Here is a 23,433-nt window from a genome sequence, read left to right as displayed (position 1 = left end):
CGCCGGCGGTGCGAAGACCGCAGGCAGGACCGCCGCCCAGCCGAGCGACGCCGCGACGGGGCGGGCCACCGGCCAGGAGACGCCGGGGGCGGCCCGCCGTTGCCGAAGAGGCCCCGGGCCGCGGTGACCGGCGCGCTGACGGGGTTCCACTCGGCCACCGTCCGCAGCCGGCTCGGCATGCCCGCGGTCGGCACATAGCCGTTCGAGAAGCAGGGACGTGCGGGCGCCCAGTTGTCCCGCCGCCTCCTCGCCGCCCACCACCAGCCCGGCGCAGTGCCCCACCCAGGCCGTGGCCGGCCCGAAGAGCGGCAGCGGGGAGAAGGCGCCGACGTGGCGGCCGGTCCGCCCCGGTCGCGGCCGGGCGTCGATCAGCTGTCGGGCAGGGCGAACGTGGTCGTGCGGCCGCCTTCTCGGCGGCGGTGGGTGCGGTGAGGCGCGGGAATACCCCGTCCAGGCCGCCGCGGCTCACAGCAGCGCGAACTGGCCCTCCGGTCCCTCCTCCTGGTGGCCCAGCACCGTCGCGGGCCGCCGGGCGGTGGGTGGCGGCGGGAGCACGCCCGCGCGGCGCAGCTCCCCGGCGTCCGGGCCGCCGTCCGGTACGGGCAGCGGCCGCCGGTCCGCCGTCTCCGCCAGCAGCGCCAGGACCGTGATCAGCTCCAGCAGCTCGGACGTCCACTCCGGCAGCCAGCCGGCGGGCCGCAGGGCCTCCAGCGTCCCGGGCTCGCCCGTGGCCGTGCGCTCCGCGAACCAGCTCTCCAGCACCCGAGCCCCGCCCGCGCGGAACTCCCAGGCCCCCTCCGGCACCGGCGCGATCCGGCCCGTGCCCAGCAGCAGCGTCTCCTCCGCCGGGTCGTAGTCCAGGCTCCCGGGCGGACCGGACGCGACGGCGGCGCGGACGTAGGGCCTGCGGCCGCCCGGCAGGCGGGGTCGTTCACCCGGCGCGGGGGCGCACCGCGCGCCCCGGGTGTGCACCCACACCACATGTCGGCCCAGCGCGACTCCCTCCTCCCACAGCCGGGGTGACGCGGTCAGCGGGACGGCCGTCCCGGCACGCGTCGGGCGGGCGGCCACCGCGGTCCAGGCGAGGAAGTCCTCGGCGGACACGGCCCGTCCGAGCGTGCCCGCCAGGTGGTCGAGGAGGCCGGGCGCGAGATTGGGCTCCAGCCCGCCGGGGCGCCGGTAGAGCGGCCGGATCCTGCCGGGCCTGCCGTCGGGGGAGTGCCCGTCGGGCAGGAGCGCGGAGAAGGCCGGGCCGTCCGTCCCCGGCGCCGCTTCCAGCAGATGGATCTGACGGTCGTCGGCCACCCGCCACAGCTCCGGCCGCGCCGCGTCGACGAGCCGGTGGTCGGGCAGCAACCACTGCTCGTCGTACGGCCCGTGAGCGATCCGCACCGGTTCGGGGCACGCCCCCATCCCGTGCGCGAGCCGCCCGGTCGACGTGGCCTGCCCGGGGAGCTGGGCCACTGCGCTGAGCGGTGTGCGGTGGCGGGTGGGGCGGAAGAGTTCGTCGCGGGTCTTCTCGTCGGGTGCGGCGGCGAGCGCGGCCCAACGGGCTTTCAGGGACGCGGCGTCGGGGGCGGTGACCCAGGGGCGGCCGAGGCGCCAGGGGGTGACGGCCCAGGGCATGAGGTCGGCGATGAGGGGCACGTCGGCGGTCACGCGGGGCATCGTAGCGGGGTGGTGTGCTTTTCGGGATGCGGGCCGGTGGGCGCCTGCGGCAGGCTTTTTCCCCAGCCCCGCCCCTTCCCGGCTGCGTCTGATGTGCGGCTCCGCCGCGTGGGGGGCTGCGCCCCAGACCCCGCAACGCGGCGAAGCGTGTTGCCGGGGCGTCGGCTATCGCGCATCCACCGTCACCGAGAACGAGAAGCGGTCCCCGCGATAGTGGATGCGCGCCACATCCACCACCCGCCCCGCCTCGTCATAGGTCACCCCCGTGTAGAAGAGGATCGGGCTCAGCAACGGCACCTGGAGCAGCCGAGCCGTCTCCGGATCCGCGAGCCTCGCCTCGACCGTGTCGGTGATGCGGCTGATGCGCACGCCCACCGCGTCCCGCAGCACCTTGGTCATCGGCCACCGCTCCAGATCGGCGAGCCCGATGCGCGCGGCGAGTTCGGGGCGGACGAGGTTCTCCGCCCAGTTCGTCGGCTCGCCGGTCCGCTCGTCGCAGCGCAGCCGCCGGTAGGCCATCGCCTCGTCGAGCCCGGGGAAGTGCTCGGCCAGCTCGGCCGGGATCTTCTCCGGGCCGTGGCCGAGCACCTCCGTCCGCTCGCCGGACTGCTGCGCCACGATGGCGTCCACCGAGCCGAGCAGCCGCACCGGCGAACTCCGCCGCGCGCTCGGCTCGATGAAGGTGCCGCGCCGCCGGTGCCGGCTGATCAGCCCCTCCGTCTCCAGCTCCTTCAGCGCCTGCCGCATGGTGAGCACGCTGACGCCGTAGTGCGCGGCGAGCGCGTCCTCGGTGGGCAGCCGCAGCGGGTCACCGGCGCTCCGCCCGAGTATCGAGGCGCGCAGCGACTGCGACACCTGATACCAGAGCGGCAGCTTCCGGTTGAGCGTGACGGAGTCGGGGGCGAAGGTGGTCACGTGGGGCTCCGGCTCTACGGCTGAGAGGAAGGCGTTCGACGGTAAGGGCGGGTCGCCGTCACCGGCGGTAGTGGCGCTCCAGACCCTGCCATACGTCGTCGTAGCCCGCCTGAAGGTGGTCCGCCGTCCTGGCCCGCTCCGTCGTCGTGACCGGCCAGCGCGTCTCGAACATGAAGGCCAGCCCGTTGTCCACCTTCTGCGGCCGCAGCTCCGCCGCGCTCGCCTTGTCGAAGGTCTCCCGGTCCGGGCCGTGCGCCGACATCATGTTGTGCAGCGACCCGCCGCCGGGCAGGAAGCCCTCCGCCTTCGCGTCGTACGCGCCCTCGATCAGGCCCATGTACTCGCTCATCACGTTCCGGTGGAAGTACGGCGGCCGGAAGGTGTCCTCGCCCACCAGCCAGCGCGGCGCGAAGACCACGAAGTCCACCCCCGCCAGCCCCGGGGTGTCCGAGGGCGAGGTGAGCACGGTGAAGATCGACGGGTCGGGGTGGTCGTAGCTGATCGACCCGATCACATTGAAGCGCCGCAGGTCGTAGACGTACGGGACGAGGTTCCCGTGCCAGGCCACGACGTCCAGCGGCGAGTGGTCGTAGGTCGCCGACCAGAGGTTCCCGCAGAACTTGTTGATCACCTCCACCGGGCGCTCGACGTCCTCGTACGCGGCGACCGGCGCGAGGAAGTCCCGGGCGTTCGCCAGCCCGTTGGCGCCGATCGGCCCGAGTTCGGGCAGGGTGAACGGCTGCCCGTAGTTCTCGCAGACGTAACCACGCGCCGCCGGACGCCGCCCGCCGTCGGACGCGGTGTCCAGGAGCTCCACCCGGAAGCGCACCCCGCGCGGGATCAGCGCCACGTGGCCGGGCTCGGCGCGCAGCAGGCCGAACTCCGTCCGCAGCAGGAGCGCCCCGCGCTCGGGGACGATCAGCAGCTCGCCGTCGGCGTCGCTGAACACCCGGTCGGTCATGGAGGCGTTGGCGGCGTAGAGGTGGACGGCCATGCCGGTGCGCTGGGTGACGTCGCCGTTGCCGCCCAGCGTCCACAGCCCGGCGACGAAGTCGGTGCCCTCGGGGGGCTCGGGCAGCGGGCTCCAGCGCAGCCGGTTGGGGTCGGGCACGGAGTCGGTGAAGGGGGCGCTGCTGATGTCGCCGTTGCCCATCCGGGTGAACGGCGGGTGCGCGGCGGAGGGCCTGATGCGGTAGAGCCACGAGCGCCGGTTGCTGTGCCGGGGCTCGGTGAAGGCGGTGCCGCTCAGCTGCTCCGCGTAGAGCCCGAGCGGGGCCCGCTGGGGCGCGTTCCGCCCGTGCGGCAGCGCCCCGGGGACGGCCTCACTGCTGTGCTCGTTGCCGAAACCGGCCGAGTAGGCCAGTGCTTCGGCGGACTTCCGGGCCTGCTCGTCGCCCGTATCGCTCATCGCGTGCTCCCCGCGCCGATGGATTCCTATGGGAGACCGTAGGATTCCGGGCCGGGCGCGTCAATGGATCAGCGTCAGGGCGTGGCGGCTGCGAGGATCGGACACCTGAGACCAAGGGGGGACCGATGCGCCAGTGGCCGGAGTTCATACGGTGGAACGAGCCGAGAGGCGAGGAGTTCGCCCAGGCCGTCCGCGGACTCTCGCAGCGCCTGGTCGCGCTGGACAACGAGCCCGGCGGACCACCGGCCGCCGACGCGGCCGTACGCGCCTTCACCGCCGTGCGCCGGCTGCTGCGGGAGCGCGGGCCCGAGCGGCCGTACGAGCGCGACGTCCTGGCTGCCGCGGCCGAGCTGGCGGAAGTGGCGGGCTGGGCCCTCTTCGACGCCGAACGGCCGGGCGAGGCGGCCGGGTTCAACCGGACGGCCCTGTGCCTGGCCAGGCGCTCCGGCGACCGGGCGACCGAGCTGCTCACCCTCCAGAACACGGCCCTCGCGTCCGGCTGGTCCGGCCGGCCCCGGGGCGAGCTGGCGGTGGCACGGTCGGTGCTCGACCGGGGGCGCCTGTCGCCGCGCCTCGAAGCGGTCTTCCGCGTGCGGGAGGCCCGGGGCCTCGCGGGCACAGGCCGCGCCGCCGAGGCCGCCCGCTCCTTCGGCCGCGCCCGCTCGCTCCTGGCCGAGGGCGAGCGGGGCGGCGACCCGTTCTGGGCCTGGTGGATGACCGCGGACGAGATCGACGGGCACCAGGGGTTCGTGCTCCAGGAGGCCGGCGACCTGCGGGCGGCCGTGCCCCACCTGCGCCGGGCGGCGCTCCAGGAGGCGGGCGCCGGGGCGGGCTACCGGCACATCTTCGCCGCGCGGCTGCTCGACTGCCTGCTCGGCCTCCACGCGTGGCGCGAGGCGGAGGAGGTGGCGAAGGGGCTCGTCCCGGTGGCCGCCGCCGGGATCGCCTCGGCCCGCACCCGCGGCCTCCTCGACGGCCTCACCCGGCGCGGGCGGGGGCTGCCCTCCAGCGCCCCGGCCGGCCTTCGCGAGGTGCTGGAACACCTCGGGGCGCCGGCCGGTCGGCCGGCATGACCCACCGTGCGCGGGGCCGGACTTGAGCACTTCACGGCGTCGGCCGGGGGGCATGCGCAGGAGCGGACATGAGCCGCTTACGGCGCCGGCCGGTCAGGCCGTGTGGCCCACCATGCGCAGGACCAGATCGGCGTAGAGCTCGCCCACCTCGTCCGGAGTGCGCTTGCCCTCCGCGTTGAACCAGCGGGCCACGTCGATGCACAGGGAGAGTACGGCGAGCGTGGTGCCGCGCACGTCGGGGACGTCGAAGTCGCCCGCCGCGACGCCGTCCTCGATGATCGCGCGGACCGTCGCGTCGGTGTCCCGGCGCAGCCCCACGATCTCGGCGTGGTGCTCCTCGCCGAGCGCCCCCAGCTCGTACTGCACCACGCGCGCGGTGGTGTGGTGCTCCGCGTGCCAGCGGACGAAGGCCCGTACGGCACCGGCTAGGCGCTCCGCGGGGGTGCCGTCGCCCTCCTGCTCCCGGCGGAGGACGTCGAGGGCGAGCCGGTGCCCGACGCTGCTGATGCGGTAGAGCAGCTCTTCCTTCGTCCGGTAGTGGATGTAGAGCGCGGCCGGGCTCATGCCCGCGCGGCCGGCGATGTCGCGGGTGGTGGTGGCGTGGTAGCCGCGCTCGGCGAAGGCGGCGACGGCGGCGGTCACCAGCCGGCGCGCGGCGTCGGGTGTGACCTCGGCCCACTCCTCGCCCCGCGTGTGCTTCGCGTCCATCCCGGGCCCCCGCTCCTCGGCTTCCGCCGCGGACTGCCCGGCGGCGGAAGGAACACCATACCCCCGAGGCTGAGCAAGCGCTTAGGCCGTGGCCCGGGTGGCGTGGGCCTCCCCCGCGGCCGGGGCTCCAGGAGTGGCCGCGCGGCCCGTCCTCCACGGCCCTCGTCCGGGGGCCGCGACGCCTTCGCGCCTCCGCGTATACCGCCGACCGGACGGGCATGCATCCGGCAGGGGCATGGCCAGGGCGGGAGACACTCACATGGCGAACAAATGGCAAGGCCGGGCGGGGCGCTTCGGCACCCTCCCCGTCGCCGCGGTCGCGCTGACCGCGACGGTGGCGCTCTATACGGCGCTCGTCGCCTTCGGCAACATCACCGACTTCGGCACCAACCAGCAGTTCGTCCGGCACGTCCTGGCGATGGACACGACCTTCAACGACGACGACCTGATGTGGCGGGCCATCACCGACCACACCGTGCAGGACATCGCCTACGTCGCGATCATCATCTGGGAGACCGTCGCGGCCCTCGTGCTGATCACGGGCACCGTGCTCTGGCTGCGCGGAGCGGCGGCGCGCGGAGCGGCCCGGCGGATCACCACCGTCGGGCTCGTGATGCTCCTGCTGCTCTTCGGGATGGGTTTCATCGCGATCGGCGGCGAGTGGTTCGCGATGTGGCAGTCCGCCAAGTGGAACGGACTCCAGGCCGCCGAGCGCAATTTCGTGGTGGCCGCCCTGGTGCTGGTGGTGATCCACCTGCCGATGCGCGACGAGACGTGAGGCAGGCGGCCGTTCACCCCTGCGGGAACACCACCAGGGAGCGGCCGCCCCGCCCCGCGAGCATCGCTTCGAACGCCTCCGGGATGCCCTCCAGCCCGATCCGGCCGGTGACCATCGCGGACAGGTCGAACCGCCCGGCCCGCACATGCTCGGCGATCACCGGCAGGTCCTTCGCCGGGTCGCTGTTGCCGTAGACGCAGCCCGACAGCGTGCGGCCGAAGTGGAAGAGCTCCAGCGCCGTGAACGTCACCCGCTGGTCCCGCCCGCCGATGCCCACGACCGTGGTGCGCCCGCCCCTGCGCGTGGCCGACCACGCCGTGCGGATGGCCTCGGCGCGGCCCGCGCACTCGACGGCCACGTCGGCCCCGTGGCCGCCGGTGAGTTCGCGGATCCGCTTGGCGGTGCCCTCACCGGCGACGAGGAACTCGGTGGCACCCGCGGCGCGGGCCAGCTCCTCCTTCTCCGGCGAGACGTCGACGGCCACGATCGTCCCCGCCCCGGCGATCCGCGCCGCCTGGAGCGCGGCCAGGCCCACTCCGCCGATGCCGTGGACGGTCACGGACTCCCCGGCGCGGACCCGCGCGCTGTGGTGCACCGCGCCGTAGCCGGTGAGGACCGCGCAGCCCAGCAGCGCCGCCTCCGTCAGGGGCACGCCGTCGGGCAGGGGGAGGGCGGCGCTCGCCCGGACGACGGTCTCCTCCGCGAAGACGGCGGTGCCCAGGCCCGGATAGAGCCCGGTGCCGTCCTCGCTGAGCGTGGCGTACGGAACGGCCGCCGCCGTGCCCGCGTCCGCGCACAGCCAGGGCTCGCCGAGCCCGCAGAAGTGGCAGGTCCCGCAGGAGGGCGCCCAGTTGAGCACCACCGCGTCGCCGGGGGCCACATGCGTGACGCCCTCGCCCACCGCCGTGACCGTGCCGGCGCCCTCGTGCCCGAGGACGGCGGGGACGGGCTGGCGGAGCGTGCCGTTGGAGAGCGACAGGTCGGAGTGGCAGACCCCGGCGGCGGCGAGCCTGATCCGCACCTGCCCCGGCCCGGGGTCCGGGAGGTCGATCCCGGCGATGCGCAGGGGAGTGCCGGTGCTCGTCAGGACGGCGGCGCGGACCATGGCTTCCTCTCGGGGAACGGCGAACGGCGAACGGTGAACGGCGAAAGACGAACGGTGCGTCGCGCACGGCGCATGACCGAACGGTGCGTCGCACACGGATCAACAGCGCGCGGTGCGGGGTCACTTGCTCCCGCCCGCGCCTCTCCCGTCGGTCTGTGGCGTCAGAACTGCAGGGACTTCGTCTGCAGGTATTCCGTCAGGCCGTGCGCGCCCAGCTCCCGGCCGACGCCCGACTGCTTGTAACCGCCGAACGGCGCGAGGATGTTGAAGCGGCCGCCGTTGATCTCGACCTGCCCGGCGTCCAGGCGCCGCGCGAAGGCCGCGGCCGTCGCCTCGTCCGCGGCCCAGACTGCGGCCGCGAGGCCGTAGACCGTGCCGTTGGCGATCCGCAGGGCCTCCTCCTCGTCCTCGTACTTGAGGAGCGAGATCACCGGGCCGAAGATCTCCTCCTGCGCGATCGTCATCTCCGGGGTGACGTCCGCGAAGACGGTCGGGCGGACGAAGTAGCCCTTCTCCCGGCCCTCCGGCGCGTCGGAGCCGCCGACGACGAGCCGGGCGCCCTCCTGGACGCCCTGGTCGATGTAGCCGCGCACGCGGGCGTGCTGCTTGGCGTTGACGACCGGGCCGACGCGGACCTCGGGGTCGGTCGGGTCGCCCGGGACGTACGCGGCGACGGCGGCGGCCGCCAGCGAGACGGCCTCCTCGTACTGATCGCTGTGGACGAGCAGCCGGGTCAGGGCGTTGCAGGACTGCCCGGTGTTGCGGCAGACGTCGGCGACGTTGGCGGCGACGGCCTTCTCCAGGTCGGCGCCGGGCAGGACGACGTTCGCCGACTTGCCGCCCAGTTCGAGGGCGAGGCGCTTGACGCCCGCGCCCGCGATCGCGCCGATCCGCTTGCCGACGGCGGTCGAGCCGGTGAAGGAGACCAGGTCGACGCCGGGGTGCTCGGCCAGCGCCTGGCCCGCGACCGGGCCGAGGCCGGTCACCAGATTGAAGACGCCCGCCGGGATCTCCGCCGCGGCCACGCACTCGGCGAACAGCTGGGCCGTGAGCGGCGTGTCCTCGGCGGGCTTGAGGACGATCGTGCAGCCCGCCGCCAGCGCGGGGGCCACCTTGTTGACGATCTGGTGCAGCGGGTAGTTCCAGGGCGTGATCGCGCCGACGACGCCGACCGGCTCCTGGAGCACCGTGGAGTTGCCGACCCGCTCCTCGAAGGCGTAGGTGGCGGCGAGCTCCGCGTACGAACCGGCGACGGCGACCGGCAGTCCGGCGTGCACCCGCGTGGCGAAGCCGATCGGCGAGCCGAGCTCGGCGGTCACCGTCGCCGCGATCTCGTCCTGCCGGGCGGCCAGCTGGTCGCGCAGCGCCGCGATGAACTCGCCCCGCCGGGCGGGCGCGGTGGCGGCCCAGCCGGGCAGCGCGGCGCGGGCGGCGGCCACGGCGGCGTCGACGTCCTCGGCACTGCCGGCGGGCACCTGGCCGATGACCTGCTCGTCGGCGGGGTTGACGACCTCGATGGCGCCGGTCCCGACGGCGGGCCGCCAGCTGCCATCGATGTACATACCGTCGTGCGCGATCACGGTTCATCTCCTCGCGGTGTCGGTGCTCGATGTTCCGTACGAATCATCGAATTCCCCGTGGCCTCAACCTAACGCCCGCCGGAACGCGGGCACCAGAGCCCCTCTCACCAGGTGAAGCGGCTCACCGACTCCGCCACGCACACCGGCTTCCCGCCGCCCTCGCGCTCGACGGTGACCGCCGTCGTCAGCTGGACGCCGCCCTCGACCTCGGTCACCTCGGTGATCACCGCCCGTGCGCGCAGCCGCGAGCCGACGGGCACGGGGGCGGGGAAGCGGACCTTGTTCAGCCCGTAGTTGATGCCCATCCGCATGGGGGAGACCCGCATCAGGAGCGGCACCAGGGACGGCAGCAGGGAGAGCGTGAGATAGCCGTGCGCGATCGTCGTGCCGAAGGGGCCCGCCGCCGCGCGCTCCGGGTCCACATGGATCCACTGGTGGTCCCCGGTCGCCGCGGCGAAGAGGTCGATCCGCTTCTGGTCCACCTCCAGCCAGTCGCTCGGGCCGAGTTCCTCGCCGACCGCCGCCCGCAGCTCGTCGGACGAGGAGAAGATCCGGGGTTCCGCCATGCCGCTGCCTCCCGAGCACGACCACAGTGTCTAAGCGCTTGCTCAGGATGTTCGGTGCGGGTCGCGATGTCAACGCCCCGGCTGACGTAAGGTCGGACCCGTGCCGCAGATTCCTTTCGAGGTCCACGAACTCACCGTCGGACAGCTGTCCGCGCGCAGCGGCGCGGCCGTGTCCGCGCTGCACTTCTACGAGACCAAGGGTCTGATCAGCAGCCGCCGGACGTCGGGCAACCAGCGCCGCTACGACCGTGACGCCCTGCGGCGCGTCGCCTTCATCCGGGCCGCGCAGCGCGTCGGCATCCCGCTCGCCACCATCCGCGAGGCGCTCGCGGAGCTGCCCGACGAGCGCACGCCCACCCGCGAGGACTGGGCGCGGCTGTCCGAGCTGTGGCGCGGCGAGCTCGACCAGCGCATCGAACAGCTGGGCCGGCTGCGCGACCACCTGGACGACTGCATCGGCTGCGGCTGCCTCTCACTGGAGAGCTGCGTGCTCTCCAACCCGGACGACGCGGTGGGACGGCTCGGCAGCGGTTCCCGCCTGCTCGTGGAGCGCCGCCGGTCCGCGGCCGGCCGGTCCGGCGACTGAGGACACCGCCCGGGCGGCGCTCACCACATCGACGGCCGCCGCCCGGCCCACGGCTTCGCCGACTCCAGCTGCGCCGCCAGCGAGATCAGCGTCGCCTCGTCCCCGTACCGGCCCGCGAGCTGGATGCCGATCGGCAGGCCCGCCGCGTTCCAGTGCAGCGGCACGCTCACCGCGGGCTGCCCGGTCGCGTTGAAGAGCGGGGGGAAGGGCAGGAACGGGATCAGCGCCGCGAACTCCGCCGCCGGGTCGCCGTCGTTGCGCAGCGCCCCCACCGGCAGCGGCGGCTGCGCGAGCGTCGGGGTGAGGATCACGTCGTAGCCGGTGCCCGGCGCCTGGAGGCCGTCGGCCACCAGCTGGGTGAGCTTGCGCATCGCGTACAGCGCCCGCGAGAAATCCGGCCCGCTGACGGCCTTGCCGCGCTCGCGCAGCAGCCGGGTGAGCGGCGTCAGCAGCTCCTCGCGGCCCGGCGGCACGGGCTGGACGGCGGCCAGCACCTCCCACACGCGCGTGAACGCCTCGGCGAGCGTCGGGTCGTCCGGCAGGGACAGCTCCTCGACGTCGTGGCCGAGCCCGCCCAGCAGGGCGGCCGCCTCGTCCGCCGCCGCGAGGCAGTCGGGGTGCGCGGTGACGCCCGGCACCGGAGTGCCCGTCAGCCGCACCACCCGCAGCTGCCGCGGGGCGCGCCGCGCATGCTCGGCGAAGGTCTTGCCGGGCGGCAGCGGGGGCGCGCTGTAGGGGTCGCCCGGCTCCGTGCCCGCGAGCACGTCGAGGAGCGCCGCCGCGTCGGCGACCGTACGGGCCAGCGAGCCGGAGGTCGAGAGCCCGGTGATGTCGTGCAGCACGGGGCCCGAACTCACTCTGCCGCGGCTGGGTTTGATGCCGAAGAGCCCGCACACGGAGGCCGGGATGCGCACGGAACCCCCGCCGTCACTGGCGTGCGCCAGCGGCGCGAGTCCGGCCGCCACCGCGGCGCCCGCCCCGCCGCTGGAGCCGCCCGCGGACCGGGTGAGGTCCCACGGCGTACGGGCGGGCGGCGCGATGTCGTTCTCCGTGTGCGCGGGCAGGCCGAACTCCGGGGTGTTGGTCTTGCCCAGCAGGATCGTGCCCGCCGCGCGCAGCCGCCGCACCACGTGGTCGTCCACGGCCGGGACGTGGTCCGCCAGCGCGGCCGAGCCCAGGGTGCACCGCACGCCCGCGACGAAGCTGAGGTCCTTCACCGGCACCGGCACCCCGTGCAGCGGGGACAGGGGCCGCCCCTCGCGACGGGCCGCCGCCGCCTCGCTCTCGGCGTCGGCCGCCTGCTTGCGGGCCACCTCGGGAGTGACCGTGATGAACGCCCCCACGGCGGCGTCCAGCCGCTCGATGCGCTCCAGATAGTGCTCGGTCAGCTCGACGGGCGAGACCCGCCCGGCCCGTACCGCCGCACCCTGCTCCAACGCGGTCAGATCGTGCAGCTGCGCCATAGCCGTCCGCCTTTTCGTCGCCCGAAGAGCCGTGTGCGCCGCATCCTCGCACCACGGACGGCCGGCGGTCACCACCCCCTTGCTCCGCGCTCCATGGGGCTTGAGGCGTGGACCGTGGTCCGTGGCCTGTGGCCCGCGGATCGGCGAACCACGGTCGCCGGTTCCAGCCTGTCCGGCGGTCGAGGACCACGCGGCGGAGCCGCGACACGGACGCGGCCGGGGAGGGGCGGGGCCGGCGGGTCACCACCCCTGCACCGCGCGGTCACACGACCGCGTACTGCTCCTGGAACATCCGCCGCCGCGCGGTCGTCAGCGCGGCGGTGGTGAGCACGGGCACCGGCACCACGATGCCGCAGTCCGTGCAGACGGGCCCTTCCATGGGATAGCGCTCCAGGTCGGAGCGCCATTCGAGCTGATCGCTGCGGCAGACGGGGCAGCCGTCGCCGGGGCCGGCCTCCATCGCGGCGATCACCCGGCGCAGGACGTCGGAGAGCCGCGGCGCCGGATACACCGTGGGACTCACGCAGGGCACCACATCACAGCCGCCCCAGGTGTTGCGGTGCCAGTCGTCCACCGCGCAGGGCTGGCGGATTCCGTCGTGCTTCTCGCGCTTGCGGCGGTCGGCGAAGGACGCCTCGTAGGCCAGCCAGACCGCGCGGGCCTCCTCCAGTTCGGTCAGCGCCGCGATCAGCCGGGCCGGATCGGGGGCGCGGTCGTCGGGGTCGAGCCCCGCCAGGGCGCACAGGTGGTGCCAGGTCGCCCGGTGCCCGTAGGGGGCGAAGCGTTCGAGGCATTTGCGCAGGGAGGTCCGTCGCAAGGCGATGGTGTTCCGTGGATTGCGCACCTCTCGTGCGAGTGCTCTGAAACCTGCCACTGCATCCCACCTCCGACAGCGCGGACTCGGATCGACATGGAAGGGACGTAACGCGTCGCGATTCGGATCCATCGGACGTGCCACGCCGCCGACTCCGCTCTGCTACCCCGAAGACGCGGACAGATGTGGGGTGGGTGGGAGATTGCGCGAAGGTGGCGGATCCGCGACCTCCGCTCAGCGGGCGCCCCGGGCCGGTCGCCGGCCGCCCGGCGCTCAGCGCGTGATGCCTCCGGCGAGCAGGACCACCCGCGCCAGCTCCGGGTGACAGATGTCGCTGTGGGCTCCCGTGGGCGGGCCGCCGTGTGCGACGACCGCCGACGCGTCGACGTTCACACAGCCGTATGCCGGCAGGTCACCGGAGAGCGCCTGCGCGAGGGTGAGCCCGGCGCAGGCGTCGACGGACTGCATACCGTCGTGCCCCAGTGCGCCCCACCGCGAGTCGTCCAGGCCCAGCACCGAGTCGTCGTCCCCGGAGAGGCGGGACGCCAGCGGATAGAGCACCCCGAGCGCCGTGTCATGGCCGGAAAGGCAGCACACCACCGGCCCGTTCACCCGGTCGTACAGCCCGCTCAGCGCACCTCCCCGGTCCGTCGCGAACGGCAGGCTCGTCGCGAACGTGTAGTGCGAGAAGGCGCCCTGAAGCAGCGTCAGCGAGGCCACCGGCGAGCGGCCGTCCGGGAGCCCGCTCAGCGCGAACGACACCAGGCGCGCGCCGAAGCTGTGCCCCACCAGATGCACGCGCACCTCCGGCCGGGAGCCGGCCAGCAGGCCGAGGAAGGGGCCGAGCCCGCGCCCGCCGACCGTGCCCGCCCGCCGCTTCATCGTGTAGTACGAGATCTGCCGCAGCAGTTCGTAGGCGCCGTGCCACAGCCGCTTCAGGCCGCCGCCGAGCAGCTCGGCCGAGAGGGCGCCCGTGTGCGCCAGCGCGTCGGCGAAGCTCCCGCACACCGCCTGCGCGTCGGCGGTGAGCATGGCGGGCAGCGGGCCCGGCCCCAGGTCGGTGGCCCCCGGCGGCAGGGCGGTGGCCAGGCCGCGGACGGTGGAGACGAACTCCTCCAGCCGCGCCGGGTCCTCGGGCCGCTCGGCGAGCAGCCCCGACAGCCGGTCCACCACCGCCGCCTCGCAGGACAGGACGCGGACGAGCGCCTGCCGGGTGGCCGGATCGAGCCCGGCACCGGGCGGGGCGGCGGTCGCCGCCGAGGACGGGAAGTGGGGGATCGGCTCGTCAGGGAAGTCCATCGACGGCCAGATCACCCCCGCGTAGCCGAGGCGCCTGCCGCCCGCGGCCCCGGAGAGCAGGCCGGGGAAGGGGGCGAAGAACTCGCTGTAGAGCCGGGTCGCCCCCGTCCGTTCGTTGTTCCAGCCGTGCGCGAACACCACCAGATCCGTGACGCCCTGCCCCGCGACCCCGGCTATGAGGCCGTCGCGTTCGGCCGGATCCACGTCCCCGTCGTTGTCGAACGTCAGCTCCCAGTACGGCTCCACACTCATGTCCGGCATGGCAGGTCCCCCTTGTGCGGCCAGATGCGCGGGCATCGTCCCGCCGTCAAAGGGGCCTGTCCAGGCTCATGGCACGGGTACACACGTCCGTGGCGCGGGACTACTGGGGCGGCAGGAGGTCCGCCGCCCGGACGCGGTGGAGATGGACCAGGATGTCGTAGCCCTCGCCCAGCGCGGTCGAGTAGTCCGGAGTCGGATAGTCCGTGCCGATGTCGCGGGTCGGCCGCGCCACCGCCAGCCACTTCCGGGCCGCGGCGGGGGCTGTCCGCATGTCCAGTACGTAGTCGCGGTACGGCACCTGGTCGAGCGTGTGCTCGTTGCTGCCGGGCGCGGCCGGGCCGAGCGTGACCACCCGGGTGGGTTCGCCGTCGCGCATGGCGTTGAACGAGCCCTCGTTGAACGTGAGACGGACGTTCACATAACCGGCGCCCAGCCGGTCCCTGAGGAAGGCCCCCTGCATCCGCGGGTAGTTCGCCGGGTCGTCGCTCACGTACGCGACGTGCGCGTTGTGCGCGGACAGCAGGATCTTCCGGCCGGTGTGCTCCTGCCACCAGGCGGTGTTGGCCGCCATGGTCGCGTCCCGGAAGCGCATGCAGCCGGCGACGCCCTTGGGGTCGTCCATGTCGAACGCGTACATCTCCGCCACCTGCGCGACGGCCCGCGCGTGCTGCACCGCCCACGTGAACTCCTCGCCGCCACCCGCCGGGCGCTGCCGCGACAGCAGGCCGAGGGCCGCACGCGCGCTGTCGGCCATGGAGCGCCGCTCGCTCAGCGGGCGCTTGAGGTAGCCGTTCATATAGCTGTCCACGCTGGTGCCGGGCGCGGGCCGCTGCGCGCGGTAGAGCTCGGTGAAGCGGGGCAGCAGGGCCGGGCGGTGGGCGCGCACGTAATCGGTGACCTTGTCGAAGAGCGCGGGCCCCGCGTAGGCGGAGTCGTCGCCCACGAACCGGAGCTTCTTCGCGTGGGCCGTGTTGTACGCGCGCATCCACTCGATCAGGTCCAGGTATGCGCGGTTGTTCCACATGCGGTAGGAGTTCTGGAACTCCTCGCGCATGATCTGCCGCGCGTCGCCCCTGCCGTGGACGACGTAGTCGTCGAGCCGCACGCCGGCGCTCCAGTTCGCCTCCAGGGCGAAGGTGGTGAACCCCTTCTCCTCCACGAGATAGCGGAAGACGCGGTGCTTGCTGGTGAAGAACTCGTGCGAGCCGTGCGTGGCCTCGCCCATCCCGACCACCGTGGCATCGCCCACCATGGCGCCCAGCGGCCGCAGGTCCCGCAGGTCGCCCGTGGGGTCCGTGGTGCGCAGCGGGTGGGCGGCCCGGGTCAGCGCGGCCACCGGGCCGGTGGCCGCCCCGGCGGGCTTCGCCGCGACCAGCGGGCCCACGGCGGCCAGCAGCGTGAGCGACAGCGCTGACCGGCGGGTGAGCTGTGCGGAATCCATGGGAACGCTCCAGGAGGTCGGTCGGAACTCTCCTTGACACGATCGTTTCCGGGGCACTCCCGCCACCATCCGATCCGCCCCCTTCCCCGGCGGGGGGCCAGCCCTACTCCGGGGCGCCGGACGCCCCCTTCCGTCCCCACATACCGACTGGTTAGTCTGCCCGTGCAGCCGAGCGAGGGAGACGTCAGCGTGGGTACGGTGCGGGACGCGGGAGTTGTGGTCACCGGAGCGGGCGGCGGCATCGGAGCCGCGCTCGCCCGCAGGTTCGCCGCCGAGGGCGCCCGCGTCGTGGTCAACGACCTCGACGTCGCCAAGGCCGAGGCGGTGGCCGCGGAGATCGGCGCCACCGCCGTCCCCGGCGACGCCTCCAAAGTGGTCCCCGCCGCCCGCGAGGCGCTCGGCGGCCGGGTCGACATCTACTGCGCCAACGCGGGCGTCGCCCCCGGCGGCGGGCCCGAGGCGGAGGAGGATCTCTGGGAGGCCGCCTGGGACGTCAACGTCATGGCACACGTACGGGCGGCCCGTGAGCTGCTCCCCGAGTGGCTGGACCGGGGCAGTGGCAGGTTCGTCTCCACCGTGTCCGCCGCCGGGCTGCTCACGATGATCGGCTCGGCCCCGTACAGCGTCTCCAAGCACGCCGCGCTCGCCTTCGCGGAGTGGCTCTCGCTCACCTACCGCCACTGCGGGATCGACGTCCACGCCATCTGCCCGCAGGGCGTGCGCACGGACATGCTGCGCGGCACCGGCGCGGCGGGCGAGCTGGTGCTCCTGCCCACCGCGATCGAGCCCGCGCAGGTCGCCGACGCCCTCTTCGAGGGCATGGCCGCGAACCGCTTCCTGATCCTCCCGCACCCGGAGGTCGCCGACTACTACGCGGCCCGCGCCACCGACCCCGACCGCTGGCTGCGCGGCATGAACCACCTCCAGCGCAGGCTCGAAGAGGTGCCCGGCCAGGGCCGGATGTAGGCGCGGACCATGACGCCGACGACCCCCTCCTACCGGGACGCGCCCTGGCTCGCGCGGCTCGCGCCCGCCCAGCGGGTCCCGGGCACGCCGCCGCCGACGGTGCCGCACGCCTTCGCCGCCACCGTGCGGCGCGCCCCGGACCGGCACGCGCTCGCCTACTTCGACGGGCGGATGACCTACCGCGAGACCGACGAGCTGTCCGGCGCGCTCGCGGGCCGGCTCGTGGCCTGCGGCTTCCGGCCGGGCGACCGGGCCGCGGTCATGCTCCAGAACACCCCGCACTTCGTGCTCGCCGTCCTCGCCGTCTGGAAGGCCGGCGGCATCGTCGTGCCGGTGAACCCCATGTTCAAGGCGGGCGAGGTCCGGCACATCCTCGACGACTCCGGCGCCACCGCGCTGATCTGCCGGGACCGAGCCTGGGCGGAGTTCCTGCGGGACGTCGCGGCCGCCTCGGCCGCCCGCATCGCCTTCACCGTCTGCCCCTTCGGCCTCCAGACACGCGACGACGCGCGGGTGCTGCGCGGCGAGCGCATGCCGCCGCCGGACGGCGCCGAGGACCTGCTGGCCGCCGCGCGCTCCGGGGCCCGCCCGCCGGCCGGCCCCGGCCTCGGCCCCCAGGACGTGGCCCTCATCAGCTACACCTCGGGCACCACCGGGGCCCCCAAGGGCGCCGTCAACACCCATGGCAACATCGCCCACAACGCCGAGCGGGCGCGCATCGGCTCCGGACTGCCCGACGGCTCCGTCTACTTCGCCCTCGCCCCGCTCTTCCACATCACCGGCATGGTCGCCGAGCTCGGCTCCTGCCTGGTCAACGCGGGCACGCTCGCCCTCGCCCACCGCTTCGACGCGGCGGTGGTGCTCGACGCGTTCCTCGAACACCGCCCGGCCTACACCATCGGCCCCGCCACCGCCTTCATGGCCCTCCTGGCCCAGCCGGGCGTCGGCCGGGACCACTTCGCCTCCTTCCGCCTGGTCTCCTCCGGCGGCGCGCCCCTGCCACCGGCCCTGGTGGAACGGTTCCGCACAGTCTCCGGCCACTACCTCCACAACGGCTACGGCCTCACCGAGACCACCGCCACCACGGCCTCCGTCCCGCCCGGCACCGAGGCCCCGGTCGACCCGGCCACCGGCACCCTCGCCGTCGGCGTGCCCGGCCCGGGGACGCTCGTGCGCGTCCTGGACGAGCGCGGCGCGGAGGTGCCCTTCGGCGGGCACGGCGAGATCGTGGTCAGCGGTCCCCAGGTCGTCCCCGGCTACTGGCGGCGCCCCGAGGACACCGCCGCAGCCCTCCCCGGCGGTGAACTGCGCACCGGCGACATCGGGTTCATGGACCACGACGGCTGGCTCTATGTGGTCGACCGCAAGAAGGACATGATCAACGCCTCCGGCTTCAAGGTCTGGCCCCGCGAGGTGGAGGACGTCCTCTACACCCACCCCGCCGTCCGGGAGGCGGCCGTCGTCGGGGTGCCGGACGACTACCGCGGCGAGACCGTCCGGGCGTACGTCAGCCTCCGCCCCGGCGCCGCGCCCGAGCCGGCGGCGCTGGTCGCGCACTGCCGGGAGCGGCTCGCGGCGTACAAGGTCCCGCGTGAGGTGCTCGTCCTCGCCGACCTGCCCAGGACGACCAGTGGCAAGATCCTCCGGCGGGAGCTGCGCGAGGATCCCGCGGCACGACAAGGGAAGACAGGTGGCGCATGACCAGAACGGTGACGGCGGGAACGCCGGAGGGCGGCACGAGGCCCGTACCGCAGCGGCTGCTGGCCGCCGCCACCCGGCTCTTCGCGGACCAGGGCTACGACCGCACGTCCGTCCAGGAGATCGTCGAGGCGGCGGGCGTCACCAAGGGCGCCCTCTACCACTACTTCGGCTCCAAGGACGACCTGCTGCACGAGGTCTACGGCCGGGTCCTGCGGCTCCAGCAGGAGCGGCTGGACGCCTTCGCGTGCGCGGACGCGCCCGTGGAGCGCAGGCTGCGGGACGCCGCCGCGGATGTCGTGGTCACCACCATCGAGAACCTCGACGACACGAAGATCTTCTTCCGCTCGATGCACCACCTGGGCCCGGAGAAGCACCGGCAGGTGCGCGCCGAACGGCGCCGCTACCACGAGCGCTTCCGTGCCCTGGTCGAGGAGGGCCAGCGCGCGGGCGTCTTCAGCACGGCCATCCCGGCGGATCTCGTCGTCGACTACCACTTCGGCTCCGTCCACCACCTGGCGAACTGGTACCGCCCCGAAGGCGCCCTGACCGCGGCCCAGGTGGCCGACCACCTGGCGGATCTGCTGCTGCGCGCGCTGCGCCCCTGATCCCGGTCCGCGTGGTGCGTGTCGTGCGGGGCCGGGCGTCGTTGAGCGGATGAAGGGCCTTTCGGCCCTTTCGTCTGCTGTCGAGAAAAAGGATCAGGGATGCGCCTTTTCCGTCCTGTCGCCGTCGCCCTCGCGGGCCTCGCCCTCGCCATGGCCGTGCCCCCGGGCACAGCCATCGCCTCGAAGGGCTCGTTCACGTGGGTGGGCCCCAAGGGCAAGCCCTTCTTCGTCGAGAACCCGCCGGACGGCAAGTGCCTGACGATGAGTCAGGAAGCTCGCGGTGCGTACAACGGGACGGCGGGCCCGGTCACCATCTACACCGGCAAGAAGTGTGACGGGGCCTCCAAGCGGCTCGCCAGGGGCGAGCACGGCCCGTCGGACACGTCGTTCTCCAGCGTGAAGTTCAGCGCGCACTGAGTCCGTGGCGTCACCTCGACGCCGGACGGGCTGTGCTTGTGCACCCACACCAGGCACAGCCGGCCCGTCCGGCGTTCGAGGACACCGCCGCGTAGCGGTCGTGCGGACGACAGGACCCGTGGCCGGCCGCTCGGATCAGCCACTGCCACCGCGTCGGACTAGACGTACCGCCGCAACTCCCGCCGCGCCAAGGACCGCTGATGGACTTCGTCCGGCCCGTCCGCCAGGCGCAGCGTCCGTGCCGCCGCCCACAGCTCCGCCAGCGGGAAGTCCTGGCTCACGCCGCCCGCCCCGTGCAGCTGGACGGCCCGGTCGATGATGCCGGCCACCGTCCGCGGCGTCGCGATCTTGATGGCCTGGATCTCCGTGTGCGCACCGCGGTTGCCGACCGTGTCCATCAGCCACGCCGTCTTGAGCACCAGCAGCCGCAGCTGCTCCACGGCGACCCGGGAGTCCGCGATCCACTCCTGCACCACGCCCTGCCGGGCGAGCGGCTTGCCGAAGGCCGTCCGGGAGACGGCCCGCCGGCACATCAGCTCGATCGCGCGCTCGGCCATGCCGATCAGCCGCATGCAGTGGTGGATCCGGCCCGGCCCCAGCCGCGCCTGGGCGATGGCGAAGCCGCCGCCCTCCTCGCCGACGAGGTTCGTCGCCGGGACGCGCACCCCGTCGAGGACGATCTCCGCGTGGCCGCCGTGGGCGTGGTCCTCGAAGCCGTAGACCCGCATCGCCCGGCGGATCTCCAGGCCGGGCGTATCCCGGGGGACGAGGACCATCGACTGCTGGCGGCGCGGGTCCGCCCCCTCCGGATCCGTCTTCCCCATGACGATGAAGATCTCGCAACCGGGGTACATCGCACCGGAGATGTACCACTTGCGGCCGGTGATGACGTAGTCGTCGCCGTCGCGCTCGATCCGCGTCTCGACGTTGGTGGCGTCCGAGGAGGCGACCTCCGGCTCGGTCATCGCGAACGCCGACCGGATCTCGCCCGCGAGCAGCGGCTCCAGCCACCGCTCGCGCTGCTCCTCGGTGCCGAACTGCGCGAGCAGCTCCATGTTCCCCGTGTCCGGGGCCGCGCAGTTCAGGGCGGTGGGCGCGAGGTGCGGGCTGCGGCCGGTGATCTCGGCGAGCGGCGCGTACTGGAGATTGGTCAGCCCGGCCCCGTACGCCGCGCCGGGCCGGCTGTGCTGGTCCACGAAGAACAGGTTCCAGAGCCCCCGCCGCCGGGCCTCCGCCTTGAGCTCCTCGACGACCGGGGGAGTGTCCCAGGGGGAGGCGAGCGCGGCGCGCTGTTCCTCGGCGGTCGCCTCGGCCGGGTAGACGTGCTCGTCCATGAAGGCCAGCAGCTCGCCGCGCAGCTCTTCCGTGCGGGCGTCGAATGCGAAGTCCATGGTGCTCAGCCCTCCTGAAGGGTGGTGAGGCCGTTGCCGATGAAGAGCGGTACGAGCTGCCCGATGCGGTCGAAGCCCGGCCCCACGGTCTGCCCGAGGGTGTAGCGGTAGTGGATGCCTTCGAGGATCACGGCGAGCTTGAAATAGGCGAAGGCGGTGTACCACGGCAGTGCCGAGACGTCGCGGCCCGACCCGGCCGCGTACCGCTCCACCAGCTCCGCGGGCTCCGGGTGGCCCGGGGCCTCGCGGGTGGTGGCGATGGGCGAGCCGGGCACGGGCCGCTGCTCGCAGTACATCACCAGCAGGCCGAGGTCGGTCAGCGGGTCGCCGAGCGTGGACATCTCCCAGTCGAGGACCGCCCGCACGGTGTCGTCGGCGCCGACGAGGACGTTGTCCAGGCGGTAGTCACCGTGCACGACGGTGGGCGCGGGCGAGGCGGGCAGCGCCGCCGCCAGGGCCGTGTGGAGCTCGTCGATGCCGGGCAGCTCGCGCTCGCGCGAGGCCGCCAGCTGCTTGCCCCAGCGCCGCAACTGCCGCTCCAGGAAGCCCTCCGGCCGCCCGAAGTCCGCGAGCCCGGCCGCGGCCGGGTCCACGGCGTGCAGCTCCACGAGGGTGTCGGCCAGCCCGAGGGCGACCCGGCGGGTGCGCTCGGGGCCGAGCGCGGCCAGCTGCTCCGCCGAGCGGTACGGCGTGCCGGCCACGAACTCCATCACATAGAACGGCGCTCCCAGGACGCTCTCGTCCGCGCACAGCAGCAGCGCCCGGGGCACCGGCACGGGAGTCGGGTGCAGCGCGCTGATCACCCGGTGCTCGCGCGCCATGTCGTGCGCGGTGGCCAGCACATGCCCGAGCGGCGGACGGCGCACCACCCAGCGGCCGGTGCCGTCGGTGACGGCGTAGGTGAGGTTGGAGCGGCCGCCCTCGATCAGCTCGGCGCTCAGCGGCCCGCGCACCAGCCCCGGGAGCTCCCGCTCCAGATACCCGCGCAGCCGGTCCAGGTCGAGTCCGGGGGGATTGCCCTTGCTCATCGAGTGCTCCTCCATGGGGAATTGAGCGCGCGGACGCGGTCGGGCCGGGGCCGCGGCGGGCGCGGCACCGGTCCGGGATCATCATGCCGACCGGTCGGTATGCCGTCCAGACCTCCCGGCGACAATCCGCCACCGCCGTGCGCGCGTCAGGCGTGGCAGGTGAGGGGCTTCCCGCCGTTCATCGTCCGCATGTCACCGAGCACCAGGGGCAGATCGAGCTGGACCCCCAGCGGCAGGCCGTCGAGCTCGGCGTACGCGCGGTGGAGGTTGCCCACCAGCCGCTCGCTCTCGTGCAGGTGCGCGAACTCGCCGAGGTCCGCGCGCCGCGCGGCCTCCAGTGGGGTGCGGCCCGCGGCGTACTCGGTCGCCGCCAGGTCCTGGAGCCAGCGGAAGTAGCGTTCGAGTACGTCGTAGACGCCCGGGTCGGTGACCGGGCCGTGCCCCGGCACGACCCTCTCGGCGTCCAGGCCCCGCAGCACCTCCAGGGCACGCAGCGACCCGGCGAGGGAGCCCATGGGGATGAAGGGGGTGCCGCCGTTGAAGACCAGGTCACCGGTGAAGACGATGCCCTCCTGCGGCAGGTGGACGATCGTGTCGCCGATGGTGTGCGCCGGGCCCGGGTGGATCAGCCGCAGCTCGGTGTCCCCGACGTGCAGGGTGAGCGAGTCGTCGTACGTGACGAAGGCGGGCGTGATGGCGATGTCGCCGTAGTCGATCCAGGGCCACTGGCCGTGCAGCTGGAAGCCCACCGCGAGGGTCTCCTCGCGGCAGCCGGTGTGGCCGATGATCGTGGCCTCGGGGAAGACGCAGTTGCCGTAGGTGTGGTCGCCGTGGTGATGGGTGTTGACGACGGTCGTGGGCGGTGCCGCGCCGTGCGCCGTGGCGGTGTCGCGCAGCAGCCGCGCGCGCCGCTCGGTCGCCGCCGTGTCGATCAGGACCGTGCGGCCGCCGGAGCTGATGATCCCGGCGTTGTTGAGGCACCAGCCGCCGTCGGGCTGGATGAACGCGCGGACACCCGGCGCGAGCTCGACGGTGTACGGCTCCGTCGCAGCGGTGCCGACGGGCGACACGGTGGTGCTGGACATCGAAGGACCTCCCCTCGCCGTCCGCGCCGAGTGCGCGGAACGGACTGACCGTCAGAATACGGGCGCGGGGCGATCAAGGGGACAGCCGTCAGCCGCGCCGCTCCATGCCCGGGCGGAGCCGCTCCAGCAGGCCGTAGAGCGTGGCGCGCTCCTCCTCGTCCAGTGCGTCGAGCGCGCTGTGGGTGGCCTGCATCTCGGCGCGCACACGGCGGATGATCTCGTGGCCCTCGTCGGTGGCCACGACGTTCTTCACCCGCCGGTCGGCCGGGTCCGCCTCGCGGCGGACGAGCCCGCGCGCCTCCAGGCGGTCCACGATGCCGGTGACGTTCGAGGCGTCGCAGACCAGCAGGGTGGCCAGGCCGCGCATCGGGACCGGGCCCTTGAGCTGGGCGAGGAGCTTGGCCTGCACGGAGGTGAGGCCCTGGCGGGCCGCGGCGGCGGCGAAGTCCTGCCACTGGGCGGTGCCGAGCGCCGCCACCAGCTCCAGGAGCTGGGCCTTGGTCGGGGTCCGGGGAGGAGTGGCGGTCATGCCTCGAGTCTACTCAAGAGCTTGAGGTAATGAAACATTAACTTGA

General features: G+C 73.9%; 22 protein-coding genes. 7 read left to right on the top strand and 15 right to left on the bottom strand.

The window, feature by feature from the left end; translation table 11 throughout:
* Window positions 1–465: 465 nt before the first annotated feature.
* From ACZ4A5_RS19445 to hmgA, 3 genes are all read right to left on the bottom strand, one after another.
* The gene (locus tag ACZ4A5_RS19445; protein WP_467585139.1) at window positions 466–1,668 is read right to left on the bottom strand and encodes a type ISP restriction/modification enzyme; all 1,203 of its coding nucleotides are present in this window, start codon (window positions 1,666–1,668) and stop codon (window positions 466–468) included.
* Between the two features lie 165 nt (window positions 1,669–1,833).
* Entirely contained in the window at window positions 1,834–2,583 is a 750-nt protein-coding gene (locus ACZ4A5_RS19440; RefSeq protein WP_467585136.1) for a GntR family transcriptional regulator, read from the bottom strand.
* A 58-nt stretch (window positions 2,584–2,641) separates the two neighbouring features.
* A complete protein-coding gene (gene hmgA / locus ACZ4A5_RS19435) occupies window positions 2,642–3,991 on the bottom strand; it encodes a homogentisate 1,2-dioxygenase (protein WP_467585132.1) in 1,350 nt (449 codons plus the stop codon).
* 125 nt (window positions 3,992–4,116) lie between these two features.
* Between hmgA and ACZ4A5_RS19430 the strand changes: the two genes are divergently transcribed.
* Window positions 4,117–5,064, top strand: a complete 948-nt coding sequence (locus ACZ4A5_RS19430) for an XRE family transcriptional regulator (RefSeq protein ID WP_467585129.1) — start codon at window positions 4,117–4,119, stop codon at window positions 5,062–5,064.
* Window positions 5,065–5,157: 93 nt separating this feature from the next.
* Here ACZ4A5_RS19430 and ACZ4A5_RS19425 read toward each other — a convergent pair whose 3' ends face one another.
* The gene (locus ACZ4A5_RS19425; RefSeq protein WP_467585126.1) at window positions 5,158–5,772 is read right to left on the bottom strand and encodes a TetR/AcrR family transcriptional regulator; all 615 of its coding nucleotides are present in this window, start codon (window positions 5,770–5,772) and stop codon (window positions 5,158–5,160) included.
* 259 nt (window positions 5,773–6,031) lie between these two features.
* Between ACZ4A5_RS19425 and ACZ4A5_RS19420 the strand changes: the two genes are divergently transcribed.
* On the top strand, window positions 6,032–6,550 hold the full coding sequence (locus ACZ4A5_RS19420) for a DUF2165 domain-containing protein (RefSeq protein WP_467585123.1): 519 nt from the start codon (window positions 6,032–6,034) through the stop codon (window positions 6,548–6,550).
* 13 nt (window positions 6,551–6,563) lie between these two features.
* Here the strand turns inward: ACZ4A5_RS19420 and ACZ4A5_RS19415 are convergent, their stop codons facing one another.
* The 3 genes from ACZ4A5_RS19415 to ACZ4A5_RS19405 all read right to left on the bottom strand — a co-directional run bounded on the left by ACZ4A5_RS19415 (window position 6,564) and on the right by ACZ4A5_RS19405 (window position 9,801).
* Window positions 6,564–7,655, bottom strand: a complete 1,092-nt coding sequence (locus ACZ4A5_RS19415; protein WP_467585120.1) for a Zn-dependent alcohol dehydrogenase — start codon at window positions 7,653–7,655, stop codon at window positions 6,564–6,566.
* Between the two features lie 161 nt (window positions 7,656–7,816).
* A complete protein-coding gene (locus ACZ4A5_RS19410) occupies window positions 7,817–9,235 on the bottom strand; it encodes an aldehyde dehydrogenase family protein (RefSeq protein ID WP_467585118.1) in 1,419 nt (472 codons plus the stop codon).
* Window positions 9,236–9,339: 104 nt separating this feature from the next.
* Complete coding sequence (locus tag ACZ4A5_RS19405; RefSeq protein ID WP_398872479.1) at window positions 9,340–9,801, bottom strand: MaoC family dehydratase; 462 nt, start codon at window positions 9,799–9,801, stop codon at window positions 9,340–9,342.
* 100 nt (window positions 9,802–9,901) lie between these two features.
* Between ACZ4A5_RS19405 and soxR the strand changes: the two genes are divergently transcribed.
* Complete coding sequence (gene soxR / locus ACZ4A5_RS19400; RefSeq protein ID WP_467585115.1) at window positions 9,902–10,387, top strand: redox-sensitive transcriptional activator SoxR; 486 nt, start codon at window positions 9,902–9,904, stop codon at window positions 10,385–10,387.
* A gap of 20 nt (window positions 10,388–10,407) precedes the next feature.
* Here the strand turns inward: soxR and ACZ4A5_RS19395 are convergent, their stop codons facing one another.
* From ACZ4A5_RS19395 to ACZ4A5_RS19380, 4 genes are all read right to left on the bottom strand, one after another.
* Entirely contained in the window at window positions 10,408–11,850 is a 1,443-nt protein-coding gene (locus ACZ4A5_RS19395; RefSeq protein ID WP_467585112.1) for an amidase, read from the bottom strand.
* Window positions 11,851–12,112: 262 nt separating this feature from the next.
* A complete protein-coding gene (locus ACZ4A5_RS19390; protein WP_467585110.1) occupies window positions 12,113–12,724 on the bottom strand; it encodes a hypothetical protein in 612 nt (203 codons plus the stop codon).
* 213 nt (window positions 12,725–12,937) lie between these two features.
* The gene (locus ACZ4A5_RS19385; RefSeq protein ID WP_467585107.1) at window positions 12,938–14,224 is read right to left on the bottom strand and encodes a serine-threonine protein kinase; all 1,287 of its coding nucleotides are present in this window, start codon (window positions 14,222–14,224) and stop codon (window positions 12,938–12,940) included.
* Between the two features lie 100 nt (window positions 14,225–14,324).
* Entirely contained in the window at window positions 14,325–15,665 is a 1,341-nt protein-coding gene (locus tag ACZ4A5_RS19380) for an erythromycin esterase family protein (protein ID WP_467585104.1), read from the bottom strand.
* A 189-nt stretch (window positions 15,666–15,854) separates the two neighbouring features.
* On the opposite strand from ACZ4A5_RS19380, the gene ACZ4A5_RS19375 reads away from it, so the two are divergent.
* From ACZ4A5_RS19375 to ACZ4A5_RS19360, 4 genes are all read left to right on the top strand, one after another.
* Window positions 15,855–16,631 carry an SDR family oxidoreductase gene (locus tag ACZ4A5_RS19375; protein WP_467585100.1) on the top strand — a complete coding sequence of 259 codons (777 nt, stop codon included), beginning with the start codon at window positions 15,855–15,857 and terminating at the stop codon, window positions 16,629–16,631.
* A gap of 9 nt (window positions 16,632–16,640) precedes the next feature.
* Window positions 16,641–18,332: an AMP-binding protein gene (locus tag ACZ4A5_RS19370; protein WP_467585097.1), complete on the top strand. Its 1,692-nt coding sequence runs from the start codon at window positions 16,641–16,643 to the stop codon at window positions 18,330–18,332.
* A complete protein-coding gene (locus tag ACZ4A5_RS19365) occupies window positions 18,329–18,937 on the top strand; it encodes a TetR/AcrR family transcriptional regulator (protein ID WP_467585095.1) in 609 nt (202 codons plus the stop codon). Before ACZ4A5_RS19370 ends, ACZ4A5_RS19365 begins: the two co-directional genes overlap by 4 nt.
* A 99-nt stretch (window positions 18,938–19,036) precedes the next feature.
* A complete protein-coding gene (locus ACZ4A5_RS19360; RefSeq protein WP_467585092.1) occupies window positions 19,037–19,354 on the top strand; it encodes a hypothetical protein in 318 nt (105 codons plus the stop codon).
* Between the two features lie 158 nt (window positions 19,355–19,512).
* Here ACZ4A5_RS19360 and ACZ4A5_RS19355 read toward each other — a convergent pair whose 3' ends face one another.
* The 4 genes from ACZ4A5_RS19355 to ACZ4A5_RS19340 all read right to left on the bottom strand — a co-directional run bounded on the left by ACZ4A5_RS19355 (window position 19,513) and on the right by ACZ4A5_RS19340 (window position 23,387).
* On the bottom strand, window positions 19,513–20,745 hold the full coding sequence (locus ACZ4A5_RS19355) for an acyl-CoA dehydrogenase family protein (RefSeq protein WP_467585089.1): 1,233 nt from the start codon (window positions 20,743–20,745) through the stop codon (window positions 19,513–19,515).
* 5 nt (window positions 20,746–20,750) lie between these two features.
* Window positions 20,751–21,773, bottom strand: a complete 1,023-nt coding sequence (locus ACZ4A5_RS19350; protein WP_467585086.1) for a phosphotransferase family protein — start codon at window positions 21,771–21,773, stop codon at window positions 20,751–20,753.
* Window positions 21,774–21,919: 146 nt separating this feature from the next.
* A complete protein-coding gene (locus ACZ4A5_RS19345) occupies window positions 21,920–22,858 on the bottom strand; it encodes an MBL fold metallo-hydrolase (protein ID WP_467585084.1) in 939 nt (312 codons plus the stop codon).
* An 88-nt stretch (window positions 22,859–22,946) separates the two neighbouring features.
* Window positions 22,947–23,387 (bottom strand): MarR family winged helix-turn-helix transcriptional regulator, encoded by a 441-nt coding sequence (locus ACZ4A5_RS19340; RefSeq protein WP_398872504.1) that lies wholly within the window; start codon window positions 23,385–23,387, stop codon window positions 22,947–22,949.
* Between the last annotated feature and the right edge of the window lie 46 nt (window positions 23,388–23,433).

The organism is Streptomyces sp. NPDC025618 (assembly GCF_055558795.1).
Note: the sequence above shows the minus strand (reverse complement) of the source record. Positions and strands in the feature narration are given on the sequence as shown.

Bases quoted from the DNA above. Each gene is read 5' to 3' on its own strand.
- ACZ4A5_RS19350 (WP_467585086.1), bottom strand. From the start codon at position 21,773: ATGAGCAAGGGCAATCCCCCCGGACTCGACCTGGACCGGCTGCGCGGG.
- ACZ4A5_RS19355 (WP_467585089.1), bottom strand. From the start codon at position 20,745: ATGGACTTCGCATTCGACGCCCGCACGGAAGAGCTGCGCGGCGAGCTG.
- ACZ4A5_RS19395 (WP_467585112.1), bottom strand. From the start codon at position 11,850: ATGGCGCAGCTGCACGATCTGACCGCGTTGGAGCAGGGTGCGGCGGTA.
- ACZ4A5_RS19360 (WP_467585092.1), top strand. From the start codon at position 19,037: ATGCGCCTTTTCCGTCCTGTCGCCGTCGCCCTCGCGGGCCTCGCCCTC.
- ACZ4A5_RS19385 (WP_467585107.1), bottom strand. From the start codon at position 14,224: ATGCCGGACATGAGTGTGGAGCCGTACTGGGAGCTGACGTTCGACAAC.
- ACZ4A5_RS19430 (WP_467585129.1), top strand. From the start codon at position 4,117: ATGCGCCAGTGGCCGGAGTTCATACGGTGGAACGAGCCGAGAGGCGAG.
- hmgA (WP_467585132.1), bottom strand. From the start codon at position 3,991: ATGAGCGATACGGGCGACGAGCAGGCCCGGAAGTCCGCCGAAGCACTG.
- ACZ4A5_RS19340 (WP_398872504.1), bottom strand. From the start codon at position 23,387: ATGACCGCCACTCCTCCCCGGACCCCGACCAAGGCCCAGCTCCTGGAG.
- ACZ4A5_RS19405 (WP_398872479.1), bottom strand. From the start codon at position 9,801: ATGGCGGAACCCCGGATCTTCTCCTCGTCCGACGAGCTGCGGGCGGCG.
- ACZ4A5_RS19415 (WP_467585120.1), bottom strand. From the start codon at position 7,655: ATGGTCCGCGCCGCCGTCCTGACGAGCACCGGCACTCCCCTGCGCATC.
- ACZ4A5_RS19365 (WP_467585095.1), top strand. From the start codon at position 18,329: ATGACCAGAACGGTGACGGCGGGAACGCCGGAGGGCGGCACGAGGCCC.
- ACZ4A5_RS19345 (WP_467585084.1), bottom strand. From the start codon at position 22,858: ATGTCCAGCACCACCGTGTCGCCCGTCGGCACCGCTGCGACGGAGCCG.
- ACZ4A5_RS19380 (WP_467585104.1), bottom strand. From the start codon at position 15,665: ATGGATTCCGCACAGCTCACCCGCCGGTCAGCGCTGTCGCTCACGCTG.
- ACZ4A5_RS19445 (WP_467585139.1), bottom strand. From the start codon at position 1,668: ATGCCCCGCGTGACCGCCGACGTGCCCCTCATCGCCGACCTCATGCCC.
- ACZ4A5_RS19420 (WP_467585123.1), top strand. From the start codon at position 6,032: ATGGCGAACAAATGGCAAGGCCGGGCGGGGCGCTTCGGCACCCTCCCC.
- ACZ4A5_RS19425 (WP_467585126.1), bottom strand. From the start codon at position 5,772: ATGGACGCGAAGCACACGCGGGGCGAGGAGTGGGCCGAGGTCACACCC.
- ACZ4A5_RS19370 (WP_467585097.1), top strand. From the start codon at position 16,641: ATGACGCCGACGACCCCCTCCTACCGGGACGCGCCCTGGCTCGCGCGG.